Origin of the sequence: Enterobacter cloacae complex sp. P12RS (assembly GCF_014895875.1) — a bacterium.
Taxonomy (GTDB): domain Bacteria; phylum Pseudomonadota; class Gammaproteobacteria; order Enterobacterales; family Enterobacteriaceae; genus Enterobacter; species Enterobacter bugandensis.
Genome location: NZ_JADBQO010000010.1, coordinates 14,981 through 31,618, shown reverse-complemented (window position 1 = coordinate 31,618; position 16,638 = coordinate 14,981). Strand labels below are relative to the sequence as shown.

13 protein-coding genes and 1 tRNA gene (1 of these 14 running past the window's edge) are annotated in these 16,638 nt (G+C 53.3%); 6 read left to right on the top strand and 8 right to left on the bottom strand.

Going from position 1 to position 16,638, the window contains the following annotated elements; genetic code table 11:
* Both IM284_RS08425 and IM284_RS08420 read left to right on the top strand, forming a co-directional pair.
* Positions 1-18: transfer RNA gene (locus IM284_RS08425), tRNA-Ala, on the top strand (it extends 148 nt beyond the left edge of the window).
* A gap of 214 nt (positions 19-232) precedes the next feature.
* The gene (locus IM284_RS08420) at positions 233-2,422 is read left to right on the top strand and encodes an EAL domain-containing protein (RefSeq protein ID WP_047368053.1); all 2,190 of its coding nucleotides are present in this window, start codon (positions 233-235) and stop codon (positions 2,420-2,422) included.
* A 42-nt stretch (positions 2,423-2,464) separates the two neighbouring features.
* Here IM284_RS08420 and IM284_RS08415 read toward each other — a convergent pair whose 3' ends face one another.
* Positions 2,465-3,652, bottom strand: coding sequence for a NupC/NupG family nucleoside CNT transporter (locus IM284_RS08415; RefSeq protein WP_008501591.1), 1,188 nt, complete (start codon positions 3,650-3,652; stop codon positions 2,465-2,467).
* A gap of 346 nt (positions 3,653-3,998) precedes the next feature.
* Here IM284_RS08415 and IM284_RS08410 point away from each other — a divergent pair, with 346 nt between their 5' ends.
* The gene (locus IM284_RS08410) at positions 3,999-5,237 is read left to right on the top strand and encodes an Nramp family divalent metal transporter (RefSeq protein WP_047368052.1); all 1,239 of its coding nucleotides are present in this window, start codon (positions 3,999-4,001) and stop codon (positions 5,235-5,237) included.
* Between the two features lie 31 nt (positions 5,238-5,268).
* On the opposite strand, the gene IM284_RS08405 is transcribed toward IM284_RS08410, so the two are convergent.
* Both IM284_RS08405 and mgrA read right to left on the bottom strand, forming a co-directional pair.
* Positions 5,269-5,607, bottom strand: coding sequence for a DUF2502 domain-containing protein (locus tag IM284_RS08405; protein WP_041908820.1), 339 nt, complete (start codon positions 5,605-5,607; stop codon positions 5,269-5,271).
* A 127-nt stretch (positions 5,608-5,734) separates the two neighbouring features.
* The gene (gene mgrA / locus IM284_RS08400; RefSeq protein ID WP_193055770.1) at positions 5,735-6,733 is read right to left on the bottom strand and encodes an L-glyceraldehyde 3-phosphate reductase; all 999 of its coding nucleotides are present in this window, start codon (positions 6,731-6,733) and stop codon (positions 5,735-5,737) included.
* Positions 6,734-6,918: 185 nt separating this feature from the next.
* On the opposite strand from mgrA, the gene ipdC reads away from it, so the two are divergent.
* Positions 6,919-8,577, top strand: a complete 1,659-nt coding sequence (gene ipdC, locus IM284_RS08395) for an indolepyruvate decarboxylase (RefSeq protein ID WP_193055769.1) — start codon at positions 6,919-6,921, stop codon at positions 8,575-8,577.
* On the opposite strand, the gene IM284_RS08390 is transcribed toward ipdC, so the two are convergent.
* The gene (locus IM284_RS08390) at positions 8,578-9,813 is read right to left on the bottom strand and encodes an ion channel protein (RefSeq protein ID WP_041908826.1); all 1,236 of its coding nucleotides are present in this window, start codon (positions 9,811-9,813) and stop codon (positions 8,578-8,580) included.
* Between the two features lie 205 nt (positions 9,814-10,018).
* Between IM284_RS08390 and glk the strand changes: the two genes are divergently transcribed.
* Positions 10,019-10,984, top strand: coding sequence for a glucokinase (glk, locus tag IM284_RS08385; protein ID WP_028013981.1), 966 nt, complete (start codon positions 10,019-10,021; stop codon positions 10,982-10,984).
* Between the two features lie 38 nt (positions 10,985-11,022).
* Here glk and IM284_RS08380 read toward each other — a convergent pair whose 3' ends face one another.
* Together IM284_RS08380 and IM284_RS08375 are read right to left on the bottom strand one after the other, a co-directional pair.
* The gene (locus tag IM284_RS08380; protein WP_047368049.1) at positions 11,023-11,754 is read right to left on the bottom strand and encodes a LytTR family DNA-binding domain-containing protein; all 732 of its coding nucleotides are present in this window, start codon (positions 11,752-11,754) and stop codon (positions 11,023-11,025) included.
* 1 nt (position 11,755) lies between these two features.
* Positions 11,756-13,462, bottom strand: a complete 1,707-nt coding sequence (locus IM284_RS08375) for a sensor histidine kinase (RefSeq protein WP_047368048.1) — start codon at positions 13,460-13,462, stop codon at positions 11,756-11,758.
* Positions 13,463-13,848: 386 nt separating this feature from the next.
* Here IM284_RS08375 and alaC point away from each other — a divergent pair, with 386 nt between their 5' ends.
* The gene (gene alaC / locus IM284_RS08370) at positions 13,849-15,087 is read left to right on the top strand and encodes an alanine transaminase (protein WP_193055768.1); all 1,239 of its coding nucleotides are present in this window, start codon (positions 13,849-13,851) and stop codon (positions 15,085-15,087) included.
* Between the two features lie 49 nt (positions 15,088-15,136).
* On the opposite strand, the gene ypdK is transcribed toward alaC, so the two are convergent.
* Both ypdK and lpxP read right to left on the bottom strand, forming a co-directional pair.
* On the bottom strand, positions 15,137-15,208 hold the full coding sequence (gene ypdK, locus IM284_RS23730; protein WP_099458937.1) for a membrane protein YpdK: 72 nt from the start codon (positions 15,206-15,208) through the stop codon (positions 15,137-15,139).
* A gap of 358 nt (positions 15,209-15,566) precedes the next feature.
* Positions 15,567-16,487, bottom strand: a complete 921-nt coding sequence (gene lpxP, locus IM284_RS08360; protein ID WP_028013977.1) for a kdo(2)-lipid IV(A) palmitoleoyltransferase — start codon at positions 16,485-16,487, stop codon at positions 15,567-15,569.
* Between the last annotated feature and the right edge of the window lie 151 nt (positions 16,488-16,638).

Genomic DNA, 16,638 nt, shown 5'->3' with positions numbered 1-16,638 from the left:
TCCCGCTTAGCTCCACCAAAATTTTAAACCCTCGTCAAAAGACGAGGGTTTTTTTTATGTTTTTGTAACACCCCTAAACGTATTTTGTTGCCAAAATGGTTTTTTTCCATATCTCACCTCAACCGAAATCAATAAATCAGTCTATAAATAGACTTCAACTTGATTCGCGTAATTAATAAACCTATTATCCATGCGGTCAATGATATGAACGGATAATAATCTCCCCAGCTTAATGAATAGAAAATCGTATAATAATGTAAAGATATTTATAATTGCTCTGGCGATCTGTCTGATTGCGGTTCCCGTTTCCCGTTATCTCTCCCCGCGTGCAATTGTTAATGAACACGACGTTTATTTAGCGTGGCTCCCGTTAAGCGTTATGCTAGCGATTATGCTGTTATTGGGGCGCCGCGGTATTCTGCCTATTCTGATAAGTTTTATGGTTGCTAATATATTTAACGTTAATTTAGCACCGCTACAATATTCAGTATTACTGTTCTGTCAGACTCTCTCCGTATTCGCTGCCTGCGGTGTTCTGCGCCTTCTGCTGGGCCGGCGCTGGCGCTACTGTATGCCCAACAGGCACATTGGGTTACGCATATTTTGGCTCGGCTTTATGGTGCCGATAGGCATTAAAATGTCGATGTATCTCGCTGGCTATTTCTTTGATTTTCCGGTCACAATCTCAACTTTTTTCGGCGAAGGAACGGTAATTTATAACGTTGTTGATATTCAAAGCCTGATATGCGCGGCGATGATTTTTACCATGATGTTCTATTATCCGTTAAGAATGATTATTAATCCTCGTTATGCCATCAAGTTCTGGCGGCGAAGTGTGAAGCCCGTGTTTTTACACAAGAAATCATTATATATATTCGTCTGGCTGATGCTGTTAATCGCCATCATCGCAATTTTATGTGCGCCTTTTGAGTCGCCTGTTATTGCGGGCTATTTGATGCCGATTATTTTCATTCTCTTTACGTTAGCGATTAGCCGTCTGAGCTACGCGCTTATCTCTCTGCTGTGGGCCACCTCTGCGCTTCTGCTGTTGACCTACAATTACAACTTTCTTAACGGAGTGGAGTCGGGCCATTCGCTCTCCTTTATCCTGTCGGTACTGATCTCTTTTGCTATCTGCCTGCTTTATATGTCGCGTATCTATCAGCGAAGCGAATGGTTGAAGCAGGGCTGGCAGGACAGAGCGCTCACCGATCCGCTGACCGGATTACCCAACATTCGTGCGCTGGAAGATTTTCTCCTCGACCACCCGGATGCCAAAGTGTGTTGCCTGAGAATGGATAATCTGGAGTTTTTAAGTCGCCATTACGGCATTCTCATGCGGGTGCACTGCAAACGAATGATCACGTCTTCTCTCCAGCCGCTGTTGCAAAAAGATGAGACGCTTTTCCAGCTGCCGGGAAGCGAGCTGGTGCTGGTATTGCTTGGGCAGGGAACGGCCGAGCGCCTCCAGCATATGGTTGATCGGCTGAACAGCCGTAAGATTTTCTGGAACAATACCGGGCTGGATATCGAATTTGGCGCGTCCTGGGGAATGGTCGAAAACGGTGAGAAACTGCACCACACGCTGGGGCAACTGAGCTGGCTGGCCGAGCAATCCTGCGGAGCACACAACGTTCTTGCGCTGACGAATAGCCTGGAAGCTGCATCAGGACAAACAACGGAGCGTGTCCTGATGCTGGCGCGGATTAAGCACGCCCTGGAGGCGGGGCAGTTCCATTTGTATGCGCAGCCGATCCAGAAGGCGGACGGTAGCGGGTACTACGAAATTCTGGCGCGTATGGAGAGCGAGGGCGAGATCATCACCCCTGACCGCTTTATTCCCCTGATTGCCCAGTTCAACCTCAGCCACCGGTTTGATATGTGCGTCATGGAAAAATTATTGCTGTGGCTGCGCGATCACCCAGCGACGCAGGCTGGCGCCCGTTTCTCTGTCAATCTGATGCCGCTTACGCTGATGCAAAATGAGGTGGCGACTGAGATTTGTGCGCTCTTTGAACGGTACGGCGTTGCGCCTCAGGCTGTCGTGATTGAGATCACCGAAGAGCAGGCCTTCTCCAATTCCGGCTGCAGCATCCACAACATTCAGCAGTTGCGGGACTACGGTTTCAGGATTGCCATCGATGATTTTGGTACCGGCTACGCCAACTACGAGCGTCTGAGACGCCTGCAGGCAGACATCATTAAAATTGACGGCTGTTTCGTGAAAGATATTTGTACTGATGATATGGACGCAATGATCGTCCAGTCGATATGTAATCTGGCGAAGACGAAATCACTGTGCGTGGTGGCCGAATATGTTGAGACGCCAGCGCAGCGGGAGATGCTGCTACGCTTCGGCGTGGACTATCTCCAGGGCTACCTGATAGGCAAACCCAAACCGCTGGAAGAATTGCGGGCATAAAAAAACCGGGAGCAAGTCTCCCGGTTTTTTTAACGGTAAACGTTACAGAACCAGCGCAGCGATAGAAGCTGACAGGACGCTCACCAGGGTGGAGCCGTAAACCAGTTTCAGGCCAAAGCGAGAAACCACGTTACCCTGTTCTTCGTTCAGGCCTTTAATCGCACCGGCGATAATACCGATGGACGAGAAGTTCGCGAAGGAGACCAGGAATACGGACAGAATGCCTTCCGCACGTGGAGAGAGCGTACTGGCGATTTTCTGCAGATCCATCATCGCAACGAATTCGTTAGAAACCAGTTTGGTCGCCATGATACTGCCCACCTGCAGCGCTTCGTGAGCTGGAACACCCATCACCCATGCGACAGGGTAGAAGATGTAGCCCAGGATGCCCTGGAAGGAGATGCCCAGCACAGCGGCGAACAGGGCGTTCAGTGCGGAGATCAGGGCGATAAAGCCGATCAGCATCGCGGCAACGATAATCGCCACTTTGAAACCGGCCAGGATGTACTCACCCAGCATTTCGAAGAAGCTCTGACCTTCGTGCAGGTTAGACATCTGGATGTTCTCTTCGCTGGCGTCAACGCGATACGGGTTGATCAGCGACAGAACGATAAAGGTGCTGAACATATTCAGAACCAGCGCTGCAACCACATATTTTGGCTCCAGCATGGTCATGTACGCGCCCACGATAGACATGGAAACGGTAGACATTGCGGTTGCCGCCATGGTGTACATGCGGTTACGGGACATTTTGCCGAGGATATCTTTATACGCGATGAAGTTCTCAGACTGACCGAGGATCAGGGAACTTACGGCGTTGAAAGATTCCAGCTTACCCATGCCGTTTACTTTGGATAACAGGAAACCAATGCCACGAATAACGAACGGCAGAACGCGGATGTGCTGCAGAATACCGATCAGCGCGGAGATGAAGACGATTGGGCACAGTACCTTCAGGAAGAAGAATGCCAGACCTTCGTCGTTCATTTTACCGAAGACAAAGTTTGTCCCTTCGTTGGCAAATCCGAGCAGTTTTTCGAACATTTCGGAGAAGCCTTTCACGAAGCCGAGGCCTACGTTGGAGTTCAGGAAGAACCACGCAAGTAAAACTTCAATGACCAGCAGCTGGACAACATAACGAATACGAATTTTTTTGCGGTCTGTGCTGACCAGCAATGCGAGTGCAGTAACGACAACAAGTGCCAGGACAAAATGAAGGACGCGGTCCATATTTGCTCCAAATATGAGGCAGGTTTAATTTTCGTGCACATTCTATGTAACAAGCGAAAAGAAAACGAGATCAGGGACACACTATAGTTACATCCTGTGACGAGTCTCAAAATTAGTGATCCACAATACATTTTTGTTATGTTAGGTAAATGAGTGAAAAGTTAAGTTTGTGTGCTACGCTTCACAAATGACCGCGCATTTTCACATTCTGTGATGTCGCACCACCTGCCCATCTATTGTTCTTAGCTATCAGAGAAATCATTTTAAACTCTCTAAATGATCTTGATAATCATTCTCATTTTGATAGCATTAAACATAGCAAAGGCTATATTTCCAGAGGCAGATAATGACAAACAGTCGCGTAGAGGGTAGCAGTGGTAGAGCCGCGCGCAAGTTGCGGTTCGCATTAATGGGACCTGCTTTTATTGCTGCCATCGGCTATATCGATCCGGGTAATTTTGCGACCAATATTCAGGCCGGGGCCAGTTTCGGCTATAAGCTGCTGTGGGTGGTCGTCTGGGCAAACCTGATGGCGATGCTGATTCAGATGCTCTCTGCAAAACTGGGGATTGCCACGGGTAAAAACCTGGCGGAGCAAATTCGCGATCATTATCCCCGTCCGGCGGTGTGGCTCTACTGGGTTCAGGCGGAAATTATCGCCATGGCAACCGATCTCGCTGAATTTATCGGGGCAGCGATCGGCTTTAAGCTGATTCTGGGCGTGTCGCTGTTACAGGGAGCGGTGCTGACCGGGATTGCCACATTCCTGATCCTGATGCTGCAACGTCGGGGTCAAAAACCACTGGAGAAGGTCATTGGTGGCCTGCTGCTGTTTGTTGCTGCGGCGTACATCGTCGAGCTGATTTTCTCACAGCCGAATCTGGCGCAGCTCGCAAAAGGCATGGTGATCCCAAGCCTGCCAACTTCGGAAGCGGTTTTCCTGGCCGCCGGGGTCCTTGGGGCGACCATTATGCCGCATGTCATTTATTTGCACTCCTCGTTAACCCAGCATCTGCACGGCGGGACGCGTAAAGAACGCTACTCGGCAACCAAATGGGATGTGGCAATCGCCATGACCATCGCGGGTTTTGTGAATCTGGCGATGATGGCCACCGCAGCCGCCGCTTTCCACTTTAACGGTCATACTGGTGTCGCCGATCTCGACCAGGCTTACCTCACGCTCAAGCCGTTACTGAGCCATGCTGCTGCCACGATATTTGGTCTGAGCCTGGTTGCCGCCGGTCTCTCCTCCACGGTGGTGGGGACGCTGGCAGGGCAGGTGGTGATGCAGGGATTTGTTCGCTTCCATATTCCATTGTGGGTGCGTCGTTTTATCACCATGCTTCCGTCGTTTATCGTGATTCTGATGGGGCTCGATCCAACGCGAATTCTGGTGATGAGCCAGGTGCTGCTGAGCTTTGGTATTGCGCTGGCGCTGGTGCCGCTGCTGATCTTTACCAGCGACAAAACCCTGATGGGGGAACTGGTCAACTCGACGCTGGTGAAACGGACCGGGTGGGCCATCGTGCTGGTAGTCGTGGCGCTGAACTTGTGGTTGTTGGTGGGAACCGCGCTGGGTCTTTAACAAAAAAGGAGCCGCAGGGGCTCCTTTTGGATTAATGATGATGGCCGTGACCATGACCTTTGCCGCGACCCCAGCCGCGACGGTCATCACGATCCCGCCAGCCTTCACGGTAACCGCGCTCATAGGCGTTGTCTTTATACCAGCCGCGGTGTCTGCCGTTGTCATGTTTCCACCAGCGATCGCCGCGCCACTCATAGTGACGATGCCAGTAATCACGGTCGCGCCAGTAGCCACCGTCCCAGTATCTGCCGTAGTCGTCACGATCGCCAATTTGTAATTTTACTGATGGCAACAGGGTGATTTCGCCAGCAGTGGCGACCAGCGGGGCTGAAGCCAGTAATACCGCTGCAAGAATCAGTGACCTGAACATACTCTTTCTCCTTCACGATCGGGGCCTTCGTGGGGCCTGTTAACGCAATATTACGAGTTGGTAAAGGCTCGTTTCATCGCCTCAACTCCGAATTCCCGAGGAAGAGCACTTTTTGCTAAAAGTGGTTTTATTTTGAACTGCTCAGGATCTGGTCAATTAGAGAAAGTTCTTCTGCGGTAAACTGGCGGTTTTCCAGCATACCCACGGCATCATCAATCTGAGCCGTTTTGCTGGCCCCGATTAGCACCGACGTGACCTCCTCATGGCGTAACACCCAGGCAAGCGCCATCTGCGAGAGTTTCTGGCCGCGGCTTTCTGCCAGGGCGTTTAGCTGGCGCACCTTCTCAAGCTTTTCTTCGGTGATCTGTTCCGGGTTAAGGAATTGACTGCCGCTTGCCGCACGGGAATCGGCGGGAATACCGTTAAGATACCGGTTGGTCAACTGTCCCCCTGCCAGCGGCGAGAAGGGAATACAGCCGACCCCTTTTTCCTGCAGAACATCCAGCAAACCCTCTTCCGGCGCACGTTCGAACATCGAGTATTTCGGCTGGTGGATCAGGCAGGGCGTGCCCAGGTCATTCAGGATATCAATCGCTTTTCGCGCCAGCTCGGCAGGATAGTTGGATAACCCGACATACAGGGCTTTGCCCTGGCGCACCAGATGGTCAAGCGCTTTCATGGTTTCCTGTAGCGGCGTTTCCGGGTCCGGACGGTGATGATAGAAGATATCGACATATTCCAGCCCCATGCGCTTCAGGCTTTGATCGAGGCTTGCCAGCAGATATTTGCGCGATCCCCAGTCGCCGTAAGGGCCGTCCCACATGGTATATCCCGCTTTCGTGGAGACGATCAGTTCGTCGCGCCAGGGCAGGAAATCCTCCTGCAAAATACGGCCGAAATTACGCTCGGCGGACCCCTGCGGGGGACCATAGTTATTGGCAAGGTCGAAATGCGTAATACCCAGATCGAACGCGCGCTGTAAAAGTTGACGGCTATTTTCGATGAGCGTGGCGTCACCAAAGTTATGCCACAGCCCCAGCGAGACCGCGGGCAACCTGAGTCCGCTTCGCCCACAGCGGCGATACTCCATTGTCTGATAACGATTTTTGTCCGGCTGATAACCCATTCGTATGACCTCTCGTGCTGAAGAGAAAAATCAGTGTATACGTTTACATTAACGTGAAAAAAAGCAGCATAGCTCAGCATTTTTTGTAAAGCATTCTTTCCATAGCCTTCTTATCGCCAATTCTGGACAGCCATCACGCTTATTTAATACTCAAAGTGAGGTCAACATCAGAAGGATACCTGTTTATGCGTACCCCGTACTGCGTCGCCGATTACCTGCTGGACCGTCTTACAGATTGTGGAGCCGATCATCTGTTTGGCGTGCCGGGCGACTATAACCTGCAGTTTCTCGACCACGTAATAGACAGCCCGGACATCTGCTGGGTGGGCTGTGCCAACGAGTTAAACGCCTCTTATGCCGCTGACGGATATGCCCGCTGTAAGGGCTTCGCCGCGCTGCTGACGACGTTTGGCGTCGGCGAATTAAGTGCCATGAACGGCATTGCGGGCAGCTATGCCGAGCACGTTCCGGTGCTGCATATTGTTGGCGCGCCGGGGATGGCGTCTCAGCAAAGAGGGGAACTGCTGCACCATACGCTGGGCGATGGTGAGTTCCGTCACTTTTACCATATGAGCGAGCCGATCACCGTTGCACAGGCGATCCTGACCGAACAAAACGCCTGTTATGAAATCGACCGGGTACTGACGACGATGCTCCGGGAACGTCGCCCCGGCTATTTGATGTTACCTGCCGATGTGGCAAAAAAAGCCGCTACGCCGCCTGTAAACGCTCTCACGCTTCGGCATGCGCATGCCGATAGCGCCTGCCTGAAAGCGTTCCGGGATGCTGCGGAGCGTCAACTGGCAGCGAGTAAGCGTACCGCGCTGTTAGCGGATTTTCTTGTCCTGCGCCATGGGCTGAAGCACGCGCTGCAGAAGTGGGTGAAGGATGTGCCGATGGCGCATGCCACGATGCTGATGGGCAAAGGCATATTCGACGAACGTAACGCCGGTTTTTACGGTACATACAGCGGTTCAGCCAGTGCCGGTCCGGTAAAAGAGGCGATAGAGGGGGCGGATACGGTGCTGTGCATCGGCACGCGTTTTACCGATACTCTGACGGCCGGGTTTACCCATCAGTTAACGCCTGCACAGACGATAGAAGTCCAGCCTCATGCCGCCCGCGTCGGCGATACCTGGTTTACCGGCATCCCGATGGCCCAGGCCATTGAAGCGCTGCTGGAGCTGTGCAAACAGCATATTCACGATAAGCCTGTTCCGGCATCGCACAGCGCGATGAATTTCCCTCAGCCGGACGGCTCGCTTACGCAGGAGAATTTCTGGCAAACGCTGCAAACGTTTATTCGCCCGGGAGACATCATCCTGGCCGATCAGGGCACCTCGGCCTTCGGCGCGATTGACCTGCGTTTGCCTGCCGACGTGAATTTTATCGTCCAGCCGCTGTGGGGCTCGATCGGCTACACCCTGGCCGCGGCGTTCGGTGCGCAAACGGCATGCCCGAACCGGCGGGTGATTGTGCTGACGGGGGATGGCGCGGCACAGCTGACCATTCAGGAGCTCGGGTCAATGTTGCGTGATAAACAACATCCCATCATTCTGGTGCTCAACAACGAAGGATACACGGTTGAAAGGGCAATTCACGGGCCGGAACAGCGTTACAATGACATTGCGCTATGGAACTGGACGCAAATCCCGCAGGCCCTGAGCCTCGATCCTCAGGCCCAGTGCTGGCAAGTCAGTGAAGCGGAGCAGCTGGCGGACGTGCTGGAAAAAGTGGCGCACCACGAGCGGCTCTCGCTAATTGAGGTGATGCTGCCAAAAGCGGATATCCCGCCGCTGCTGGGAGCAATTACCAAAGCGCTGGAAGCGCGCAATAGCGCCTGATTATTTGTCGTTTCGCCAGGCCATCATCATCGGTTTGCCCGCCAGCAGGAGCCAGGCGGGCAACATCACGATGCAGAGCAGCGGGAACAGCGTCGAATCCGGCACCACCACCGCCGCCATAAACAGGCTCAGCCATGCATCGCGCGTCACCACCAGTACCAGCCCCAGAATAGAGCAGGATACGGTAATCGCCGCCGGAACCGCGTCGACATGCTCGTGCAGCATCAGCCCCAGCGCCACGCCGACAAACACCGCCGGGAAGATACGCCCGCCGCGGAAACCGCACGCTGCAGCAACGACAAGCGCCGCCAGCTTGATGACGGCAAACAAGAGGTAATCGGACACGCTAAACACCTGGCTGAAGGCCAGCTGCTGCATCTCGTCCAGACCTTTGAACAGGGTCACCGTTCCGCCAATTGCCCCTAAAACACCGAGGATTAACCCACCTGTTCCCAGAATCAATACCGGATGTTTGAGTTTATGCACCAGCCGGTGCAGGCGCGGAAGACACCATACCGCCACCATGCCCAGCGCGATGGCGATCGCGACGACGATGGCGCCGCTGAATATATCTGCAATCCGCATCTCTCCGTAGTGCGGCAGAGAGAGGGAAAAATGGGGATGGAAAAACAGGCTTGTCGTCAGCGCGCCGGCAGCCGCGGCCATCAGTGGAGCGAACAGCTTATCCCAGAGCGGGACGTCGTTATCACTGGCCAACGTCTGAGAAAAGATCAGGGCAGCAGCGACAGGCGTGCCAAAAAGCGCCCCGATGGTGCCTGCGGAGGCGAGGATGGTCCAGTCCAGCGCGCCGACGCGAGGCAGAATGCGTGCGCCGAGGAACACCGCCAGGCCAATATTCACCGCCATAATCGGATGCTCGGGACCCAGGCTAACGCCGCCCGCCAGGCCCACGATCAACGCGACGATCAGCCCCGGCAGTGCAGAGGGGGGAACCGGGGCGCCAATAAGGGGTTCCAGCGCCGGGTCCGGTCCGGCGTGGCCGGGACTGAAACGGATCGCCAGACCCACCGCAATACCGGTTAACGTCAGCATCAGGATGATCCACGCCGAAGAATCCGCGGTGACCCCCAGTTTTGCCGGAAGCGCTGTCCATAAGAGAGTTTGCAACACCGACGCGATTTTCATCACGACGATAAGGACCAGGCTTGAGGCCACGCCAATGATCAGCGCCGGAATTGCCAGCAACAGCATGGTTCTGGCTCGCGGGTGGAGCATGATGATTTCCTTGTACAAAATGCAATGACGTTACTTTGCATATTAAGCCTTATGGCAATAGTGCAAAAGGTGCTGAAACGGTAAAGTTATTCTGTGACGAAGATCGATAATCCACGGGCATTCACCTTCCGGTCGTTGTTGTTATCACGCCTTGAATTTACAGTGTCCGAAAGATTTATTCTGACTTTAGCGGAGCAGTAGAAGAATGACAAAGTATGCTTTGGTAGGCGATGTGGGCGGCACGAACGCGCGTCTCGCATTATGCGATGTAAGTAGCGGTGAAATTTCCCGGGCGAAAACCTACTCAGGGCTGGATTACCCAAGCCTTGAGGCCGTTGTTCGCGTCTATCTGGAAGAGCATCAGGTGAGCGTCGAGGACGGCTGCATCGCCATTGCCTGCCCGATAACCGGCGACTGGGTCGCAATGACCAACCATACCTGGGCATTCTCCATCGCAGAGATGAAAAAGAATCTCGGTTTTGCGCATCTGGAAATCATCAATGACTTCACCGCGGTGTCCATGGCGATCCCGATGCTGAAGCCGGAGCACCTGATTCAGTTTGGCGGCGCTGAACCGGTCGAAGGCAAGCCGATTGCGGTTTACGGGGCCGGTACCGGCCTGGGCGTGTCGCACCTGGTGCATGTTGCTCAGCGCTGGGTGAGCCTGCCGGGTGAAGGCGGCCATGTGGACTTTGCGCCAAACAGCGAAGAAGAGGGCATTATCCTCGAAGAGTTACGCGCGGAGATCGGCCACGTTTCCGCCGAGCGCGTCCTGTCAGGGCCGGGGCTGGTGAACCTGTATCGTGCGATTGTGAAATCGGACGGTCGTCTGCCGGAAAACCTGCAGCCGAAAGACGTCACTGAACGCGCGCTGGCGGACAGCTGCATCGACTGCCGTCGCGCTCTTTCGCTGTTCTGCGTCATTATGGGACGGTTCGGCGGCAACCTGGCGCTGACGCTGGGCACCTTTGGCGGGGTCTATATTGCGGGCGGGATCGTGCCGCGCTTCCTCGACTTCTTTAAAGCCTCCGGTTTCCGCGGCGGGTTTGAAGATAAAGGGCGTTTCAGAAGCTACGTACAGGACATTCCCGTTTATCTCATCGTGCATGATAACCCAGGCCTTCTGGGTTCGGGTGCCCATCTGCGTCAGGTTCTCGGCCAAATCCTCTGATGCATCATTACCCTCTCCCGCGGGAGAGGGCTCTTTCGTTACAGGTGCATCAGCTGGCGGAACTCTTTCACTTTGCTGCGGCTCACCGGCACCTGAAAATCCAAATCCCTCAGGCGCAAAATATAGGTGTTGTTAAACCACGGTTCGATCTCGCGGATCTTGTTTAAATTGACGCAAAACGAACGGTGGCAACGGAAAAAGTGGGCTGCCGGAAGCTTGCTGCAGAATTCGGTAATGTTCATCGCCATGACATACGATTCCCGCCGCGTATAGACAAACGTCATCTTTTCGTGCGCTTCGGCGTAGTAGATATCGTTGACCGGGGTCACGATGATGCGCTCATCTTTGACCAGATTAATGGTGTCGTTTTCCCGTATCGTCGGGCTGGCGGTAGCCGGAGCGCTCTGTTGCTGCCATGCAGCCTCCAGCTTTTGCAGCATGCTGACAATTCGCGACTCCTGGTAAGGCTTCAGAATATAGTCAAATGCCTCCAGCTCGAAGGCTTCTACGGCATGCTCTTTCCATGCGGTAACGAACACAATAAACGGCTTATGGGCAAACTGATTGATATTTTGCGCCAGCAGCACGCCGTCCAGCGAGGGAATATTGATATCCAGAAAAATCGCGTCAACCCGGTTATGCTGCAGAAACTTCAGCACGTCCAGACCATCATCAAACGTACCCACAATCTCCATCTGGCTGTGGGTTTTGATAAGCCAGGTTAGTTCCTGTTGAGCCAGGAATTCATCTTCAACGATGATGACTTTCATATTACTCACCCTGAGGTAATAAAGATGTCGCCGCATGAACAGGGGAGCGCTCATTCGGGACGTAAAAAGCGATTTCAGTGCCTGGTTCAAGACGATGAATATGCAGCCCGTCGCCGTAGAGAAGCTTGACTCTGTGGTGCACGTTCAGCAGCCCGATTTTATTCCCGGGCATCTCGTTAGACTCCACGCGCTCAATGACTTTTGGGTCAATCCCGTGGCCGGTATCGCGTACCGCAATTCGCACCCGGTTGCCGCTTTCGGTGATGCTGATGGTGACCACCCCTTTGCCTTTACAGGGCTGAATACCGTGAACAATCGCGTTTTCAACCAGCGGCTGGATCAGCAGGCTCGGGATCACGCAGTTGACCTCTTCATCAATATCGTAAATCACCGTGAGCTTGTCGCCAAAGCGCGCCTGCTCAATCGCGATATAGTCTTTGATCTGATAAAGCTCTTTTTTAATATCGATCTGCTCGTCATCTTTCAGTTCGATGTTGTAGCGCAGATAGCGCGACAGGTTAAAAATCAGCTGGCGCGCGGTGTCCGGATTCAAACGAATGGAAGAGGAGATAGCGTTGAGCGCGTTAAACAGGAAATGGGGATTAATTTTGCTCTGCAGCGCGCGCAGCTCTGCCTTATTTGCCATCTCACGCAGCTGTTCTGCCCGGGAGACCTCAAGCTGAGTAGAGATAATCTGCGACAGGCCAATGGCCATCTCCTGCAGCGTGGAGGTGATCTGATGCGCGTGGCAGTAATAAATTTTCAGCGTGCCCGTCACAACGCCTTTTTCCCATAGCGGGATCACCAGCATCGAGTGAATTTCCGGCGTTCGGTGAGCTTCATCATTGTTTTTAATGATGATTTTTCCGTAGTTAATCGCCTGTCTGGTGGTCGGACTAATGGTGTCATCACTGTCGCAATAGTTGTGTTCTCCAACGCCTACGTAGGCCAGCACGTGGTCGATATTGGTAATGGCGACGGCGTCAGCGTGAATGTCATGGCGGATGATCTCGCAGACCTGGCGCAGCGACTCCGCGTTAACGTGGCGAAAGAGCGGCAGCGTTTTGTTGGCAATATCCAGCGCCAGCTTGGCCTGACGGGCGGCGCTGGCCTCTTTTTCCCCTTCAACGCTCTGCACCAGCAGCACGATAAAACCGATGCAGACGCTGCCCAGGATCATAGGAATACCGATTTTCGAGACGATATCCAGCCCCAGCGCGGTGGTGGGGGCCCAGACGACGACCAGGATCATGGTCAGCGTTTCGCACACCATGCCCGCAGCAATCCCGGCGCGCCAGCGCTGTTTTTTGGGGATCTTGCGGCCGATCCAGCCGGAAAGCACCCCGGCGATAATGCTGGTGATAAAGCATGGCACTGCCGTTACGCCACCGATATCAATCAGGTAGCGATGGGTCCCGGCAATCACGCCGGTGATGACACCCACCCACGGGCCAAACAAAATTCCGCCGGACATGACGGCGATAATGCGCACGTTAACCAGCGAACCCTCTACCGGCACCCCGGACCAGGTGCTGAACAGTGCGAACAGGGAAAAGATGGCGGTAACCGCCAGCAGCTCTTTCGGCGAGTGTGCGGATTTATGCAAAAGCTCGCGAAACAGGCGAATGCGAATCAGGAAGAACAGGCAAATCAGCATTAATGCCGCACGGTCAAAAACCGCCAGCAGCATAGTGAATATCTCGTGCACGGAGCAGACCTGGGCAAACGGGAAAGAACTATGATAAAAAACCTGGGGCGTATTGACCAGCTATCCGTCGGGTTTATCAAATGAGGAAAAACCATATTTTACAAAGGGGATTGTCAGGTGAGGATTGATGCTACCCGATTTTTTCTCAGCGCCAAATCACCAGGTAACTGTTTTGATATCATTGTGTTAAATAACGGCTAACGGAAAGCCAATATCAGAACCCTGTTTCCATTTTCAGGCATTGCAGTGTTCCGGTTTTCACGCGGGCGCTTTTTTTTCATTTCCCTCTCGACAGGGTGATTTTTTTCAGGTTATTTTCTAAGCACGCCACATCGGTGGCAGCGTCGCTCGGACGGTCCGGGCGCTAACGTTAATCTGAGGAATCTATGGCTGAATTCAGTCCTGAACGCCGTTTTACGCGTATCGATCGTCTCCCCCCTTATGTTTTCAATATCACTGCTGAACTGAAGATGGCTGCGCGTCGGCGCGGCGAAGATATTATCGATTTCAGCATGGGTAACCCTGACGGCCCAACGCCACCGCATATCGTTGAAAAGCTCTGCACGGTTGCCCAGCGCCCGGATACGCATGGCTACTCAACCTCGCGCGGTATTCCCAGGTTACGTCGCGCGATCTCGCGCTGGTATCAGGATCGTTATCAGGTTGATATCGATCCTGAAAGTGAGGCGATTGTCACCATCGGCTCGAAAGAAGGGTTGGCACATCTGATGCTGGCCACGCTGGATCACGGTGATACGGTGCTGGTACCCAATCCTAGTTACCCAATCCATATCTACGGCGCGGTGATTGCCGGGGCGCAGGTGCGCTCTGTTCCGCTGGTGGAAGGTGTCGATTTCTTTAACGAACTGGAACGTGCCATTCGCGAAAGCTACCCGAAACCCAAGATGATGATCCTCGGTTTCCCGTCGAACCCAACGGCCCAGTGCGTGGAGCTTGACTTCTTCGAGAAAGTTGTCGCTCTGGCCAAGCGTTATGACGTGCTGGTGGTTCATGATTTAGCCTACGCCGATATCGTCTATGACGGCTGGAAAGCCCCGTCGATAATGCAGGTTCCGGGCGCGCGTGACGTGGCGGTGGAGTTCTTTACCCTGTCGAAAAGCTACAACATGGCGGGCTGGCGTATTGGCTTTATGGTGGGTAACAAAACGCTGGTAAGTGCACTGGCGCGCATCAAGAGTTACCACGATTACGGTACCTTCACGCCGCTGCAGGTTGCCGCTATTGCCGCTCTGGAGGGCGATCAGCAGTGCGTTCACGACATTGCTGCTCAATATAAACGTCGCCGCGACGTACTCGTAAAAGGGTTACATGAGGCTGGCTGGATGGTGGAGATGCCGAAAGCGTCCATGTACGTCTGGGCGAAAATTCCGGAACCGTACGCAGCGATGGGTTCGCTGGAGTTTGCTAAAAAGCTGCTGCGTGACGCGAAGGTGTGTGTGTCCCCGGGCATCGGCTTTGGTGATTATGGCGACACCCACGTGCGCTTTGCTTTAATCGAAAACAGCGACCGTATTCGTCAGGCGGTGAGGGGCATCAAGAGTATGTTCCGTGCCGATGGCCTGCTCTCAGCAAAGAGCGTTGCTGTAAACCCCGTGTCCTCATGACAAAAAACAGGAGCCAAATGGCTCCTGTTTTTTTGACTGCATGTTCTCACTAGATCATCAGGGCAAAGGTTCCGGCCCAGACTAAAACGATCACCGAAATGCCCATAAAGAAATATTTCACGTTTCATCGCTCCGCGTATCTTGTGGTACGCATTTAAAAACAGAGTCCAACTGATTATAGAGAACTGAAATCCCGGCTAAACAGAAATGAGAATTTTCCCGTTACGCCGATGACTCCCGCTCAGAATTCTGTGCTTTCCTGGTGCCAGACGGCGCTAATGTACGCTTAAAAATGAGGGGTGACAAGAGGGATTTTTTTAAATAATTTCCGCCACTTACGAGTGTCGTGGAACGGCGACAGTTTGATTTCACAGCGCAATAAATTCACATTGGGCGACGCCTTCAAAGACGGTTTTGCAGTGAGATGACAGGTGCTTGAAAAGGCTAGTTTCTTAGCGAAACTAACCTTCATGCAGGGCTTAAATATAGAGGGAGGCTTCGCCAAGAGGACGCGTTTTGAAACGGCGATGCATCCAGAGATATTGCTCCGGTGCGCGCATGATTTCAGTTTCGATGACCTTATTGATAAACGCTGCCGCTTCACACTCGTTTTCCGGATAGTTAGCCATTTCCGGAGAGATGTGCAGACGGTAGCCTGACTTATCCGCTTTTCTCACCATCGTCACGGTCAGCATGGAGGCACCTGACAAACGCGAAATGACGAAAGTCCCGTTGGTCGTCGCTACATCCTTCACGGCAAAGAAGGGGGCAAAGCTGCTGCCTTTGCGTCCGTAATCCTGGTCAGGAGCAAACCAGACGGCCTCACCTTTCTTCAGGGCGCCAACCATACCGCGCAGGTTGTTACGGCTGATCATCGCTTTATTGGAGCGCATGCGGCCTCGCGTCTGAACCCACTCCATTAGTGCACTGTTGTGCGGTCTGTAGGTTGCCATCATTGGCTGACAAAGGCCCATCACGCGCCCGCCAAGCTCCAGCGACATAAAGTGCACGCCAACAACCATCACGCCGCGTTTTTGCAGCTGAGCGCGTTTAAGGTTGTCCAGTCCTTCTACATCAAACCATTTGCGGACGCGTTCATCCGGCCAGAACCAGGCCATGCCGGTTTCAAGCAGCGCCATGCCGATGGATTTAAAGTTTTCAGAGATCAGTTTTTCGCGCTCTTCAGCATTGTACTGAGGAAAGCAAAGCTCGATGTTTTTACGCGCGATAGATTCGCGACGCTTCAGGAAATAGCGGGATGCGCTGCCCAGTTTCGACCCCAGCATACGCAGCACAGGGTAGGGGAGCTGTACCAGCAGCCAGAGAACGCCAAGACCAAACCATGTAAACCAGTAACGCGGGTGTAAAAACGCGCGTTGAAATTTGGATTGAGACAAAATAGAGAAACCTATGTAGAGCCGGTGAAAGTAACGCTTAGTGCGATACCACGTGCCTATTAGACCGTAGTACAAGGTCATGGTTGCAGGCTTTACCGATCTTTACGGCGTTACCTGGCCATAGCTGACGTTGGGTGGGCGGTATAATGTAACA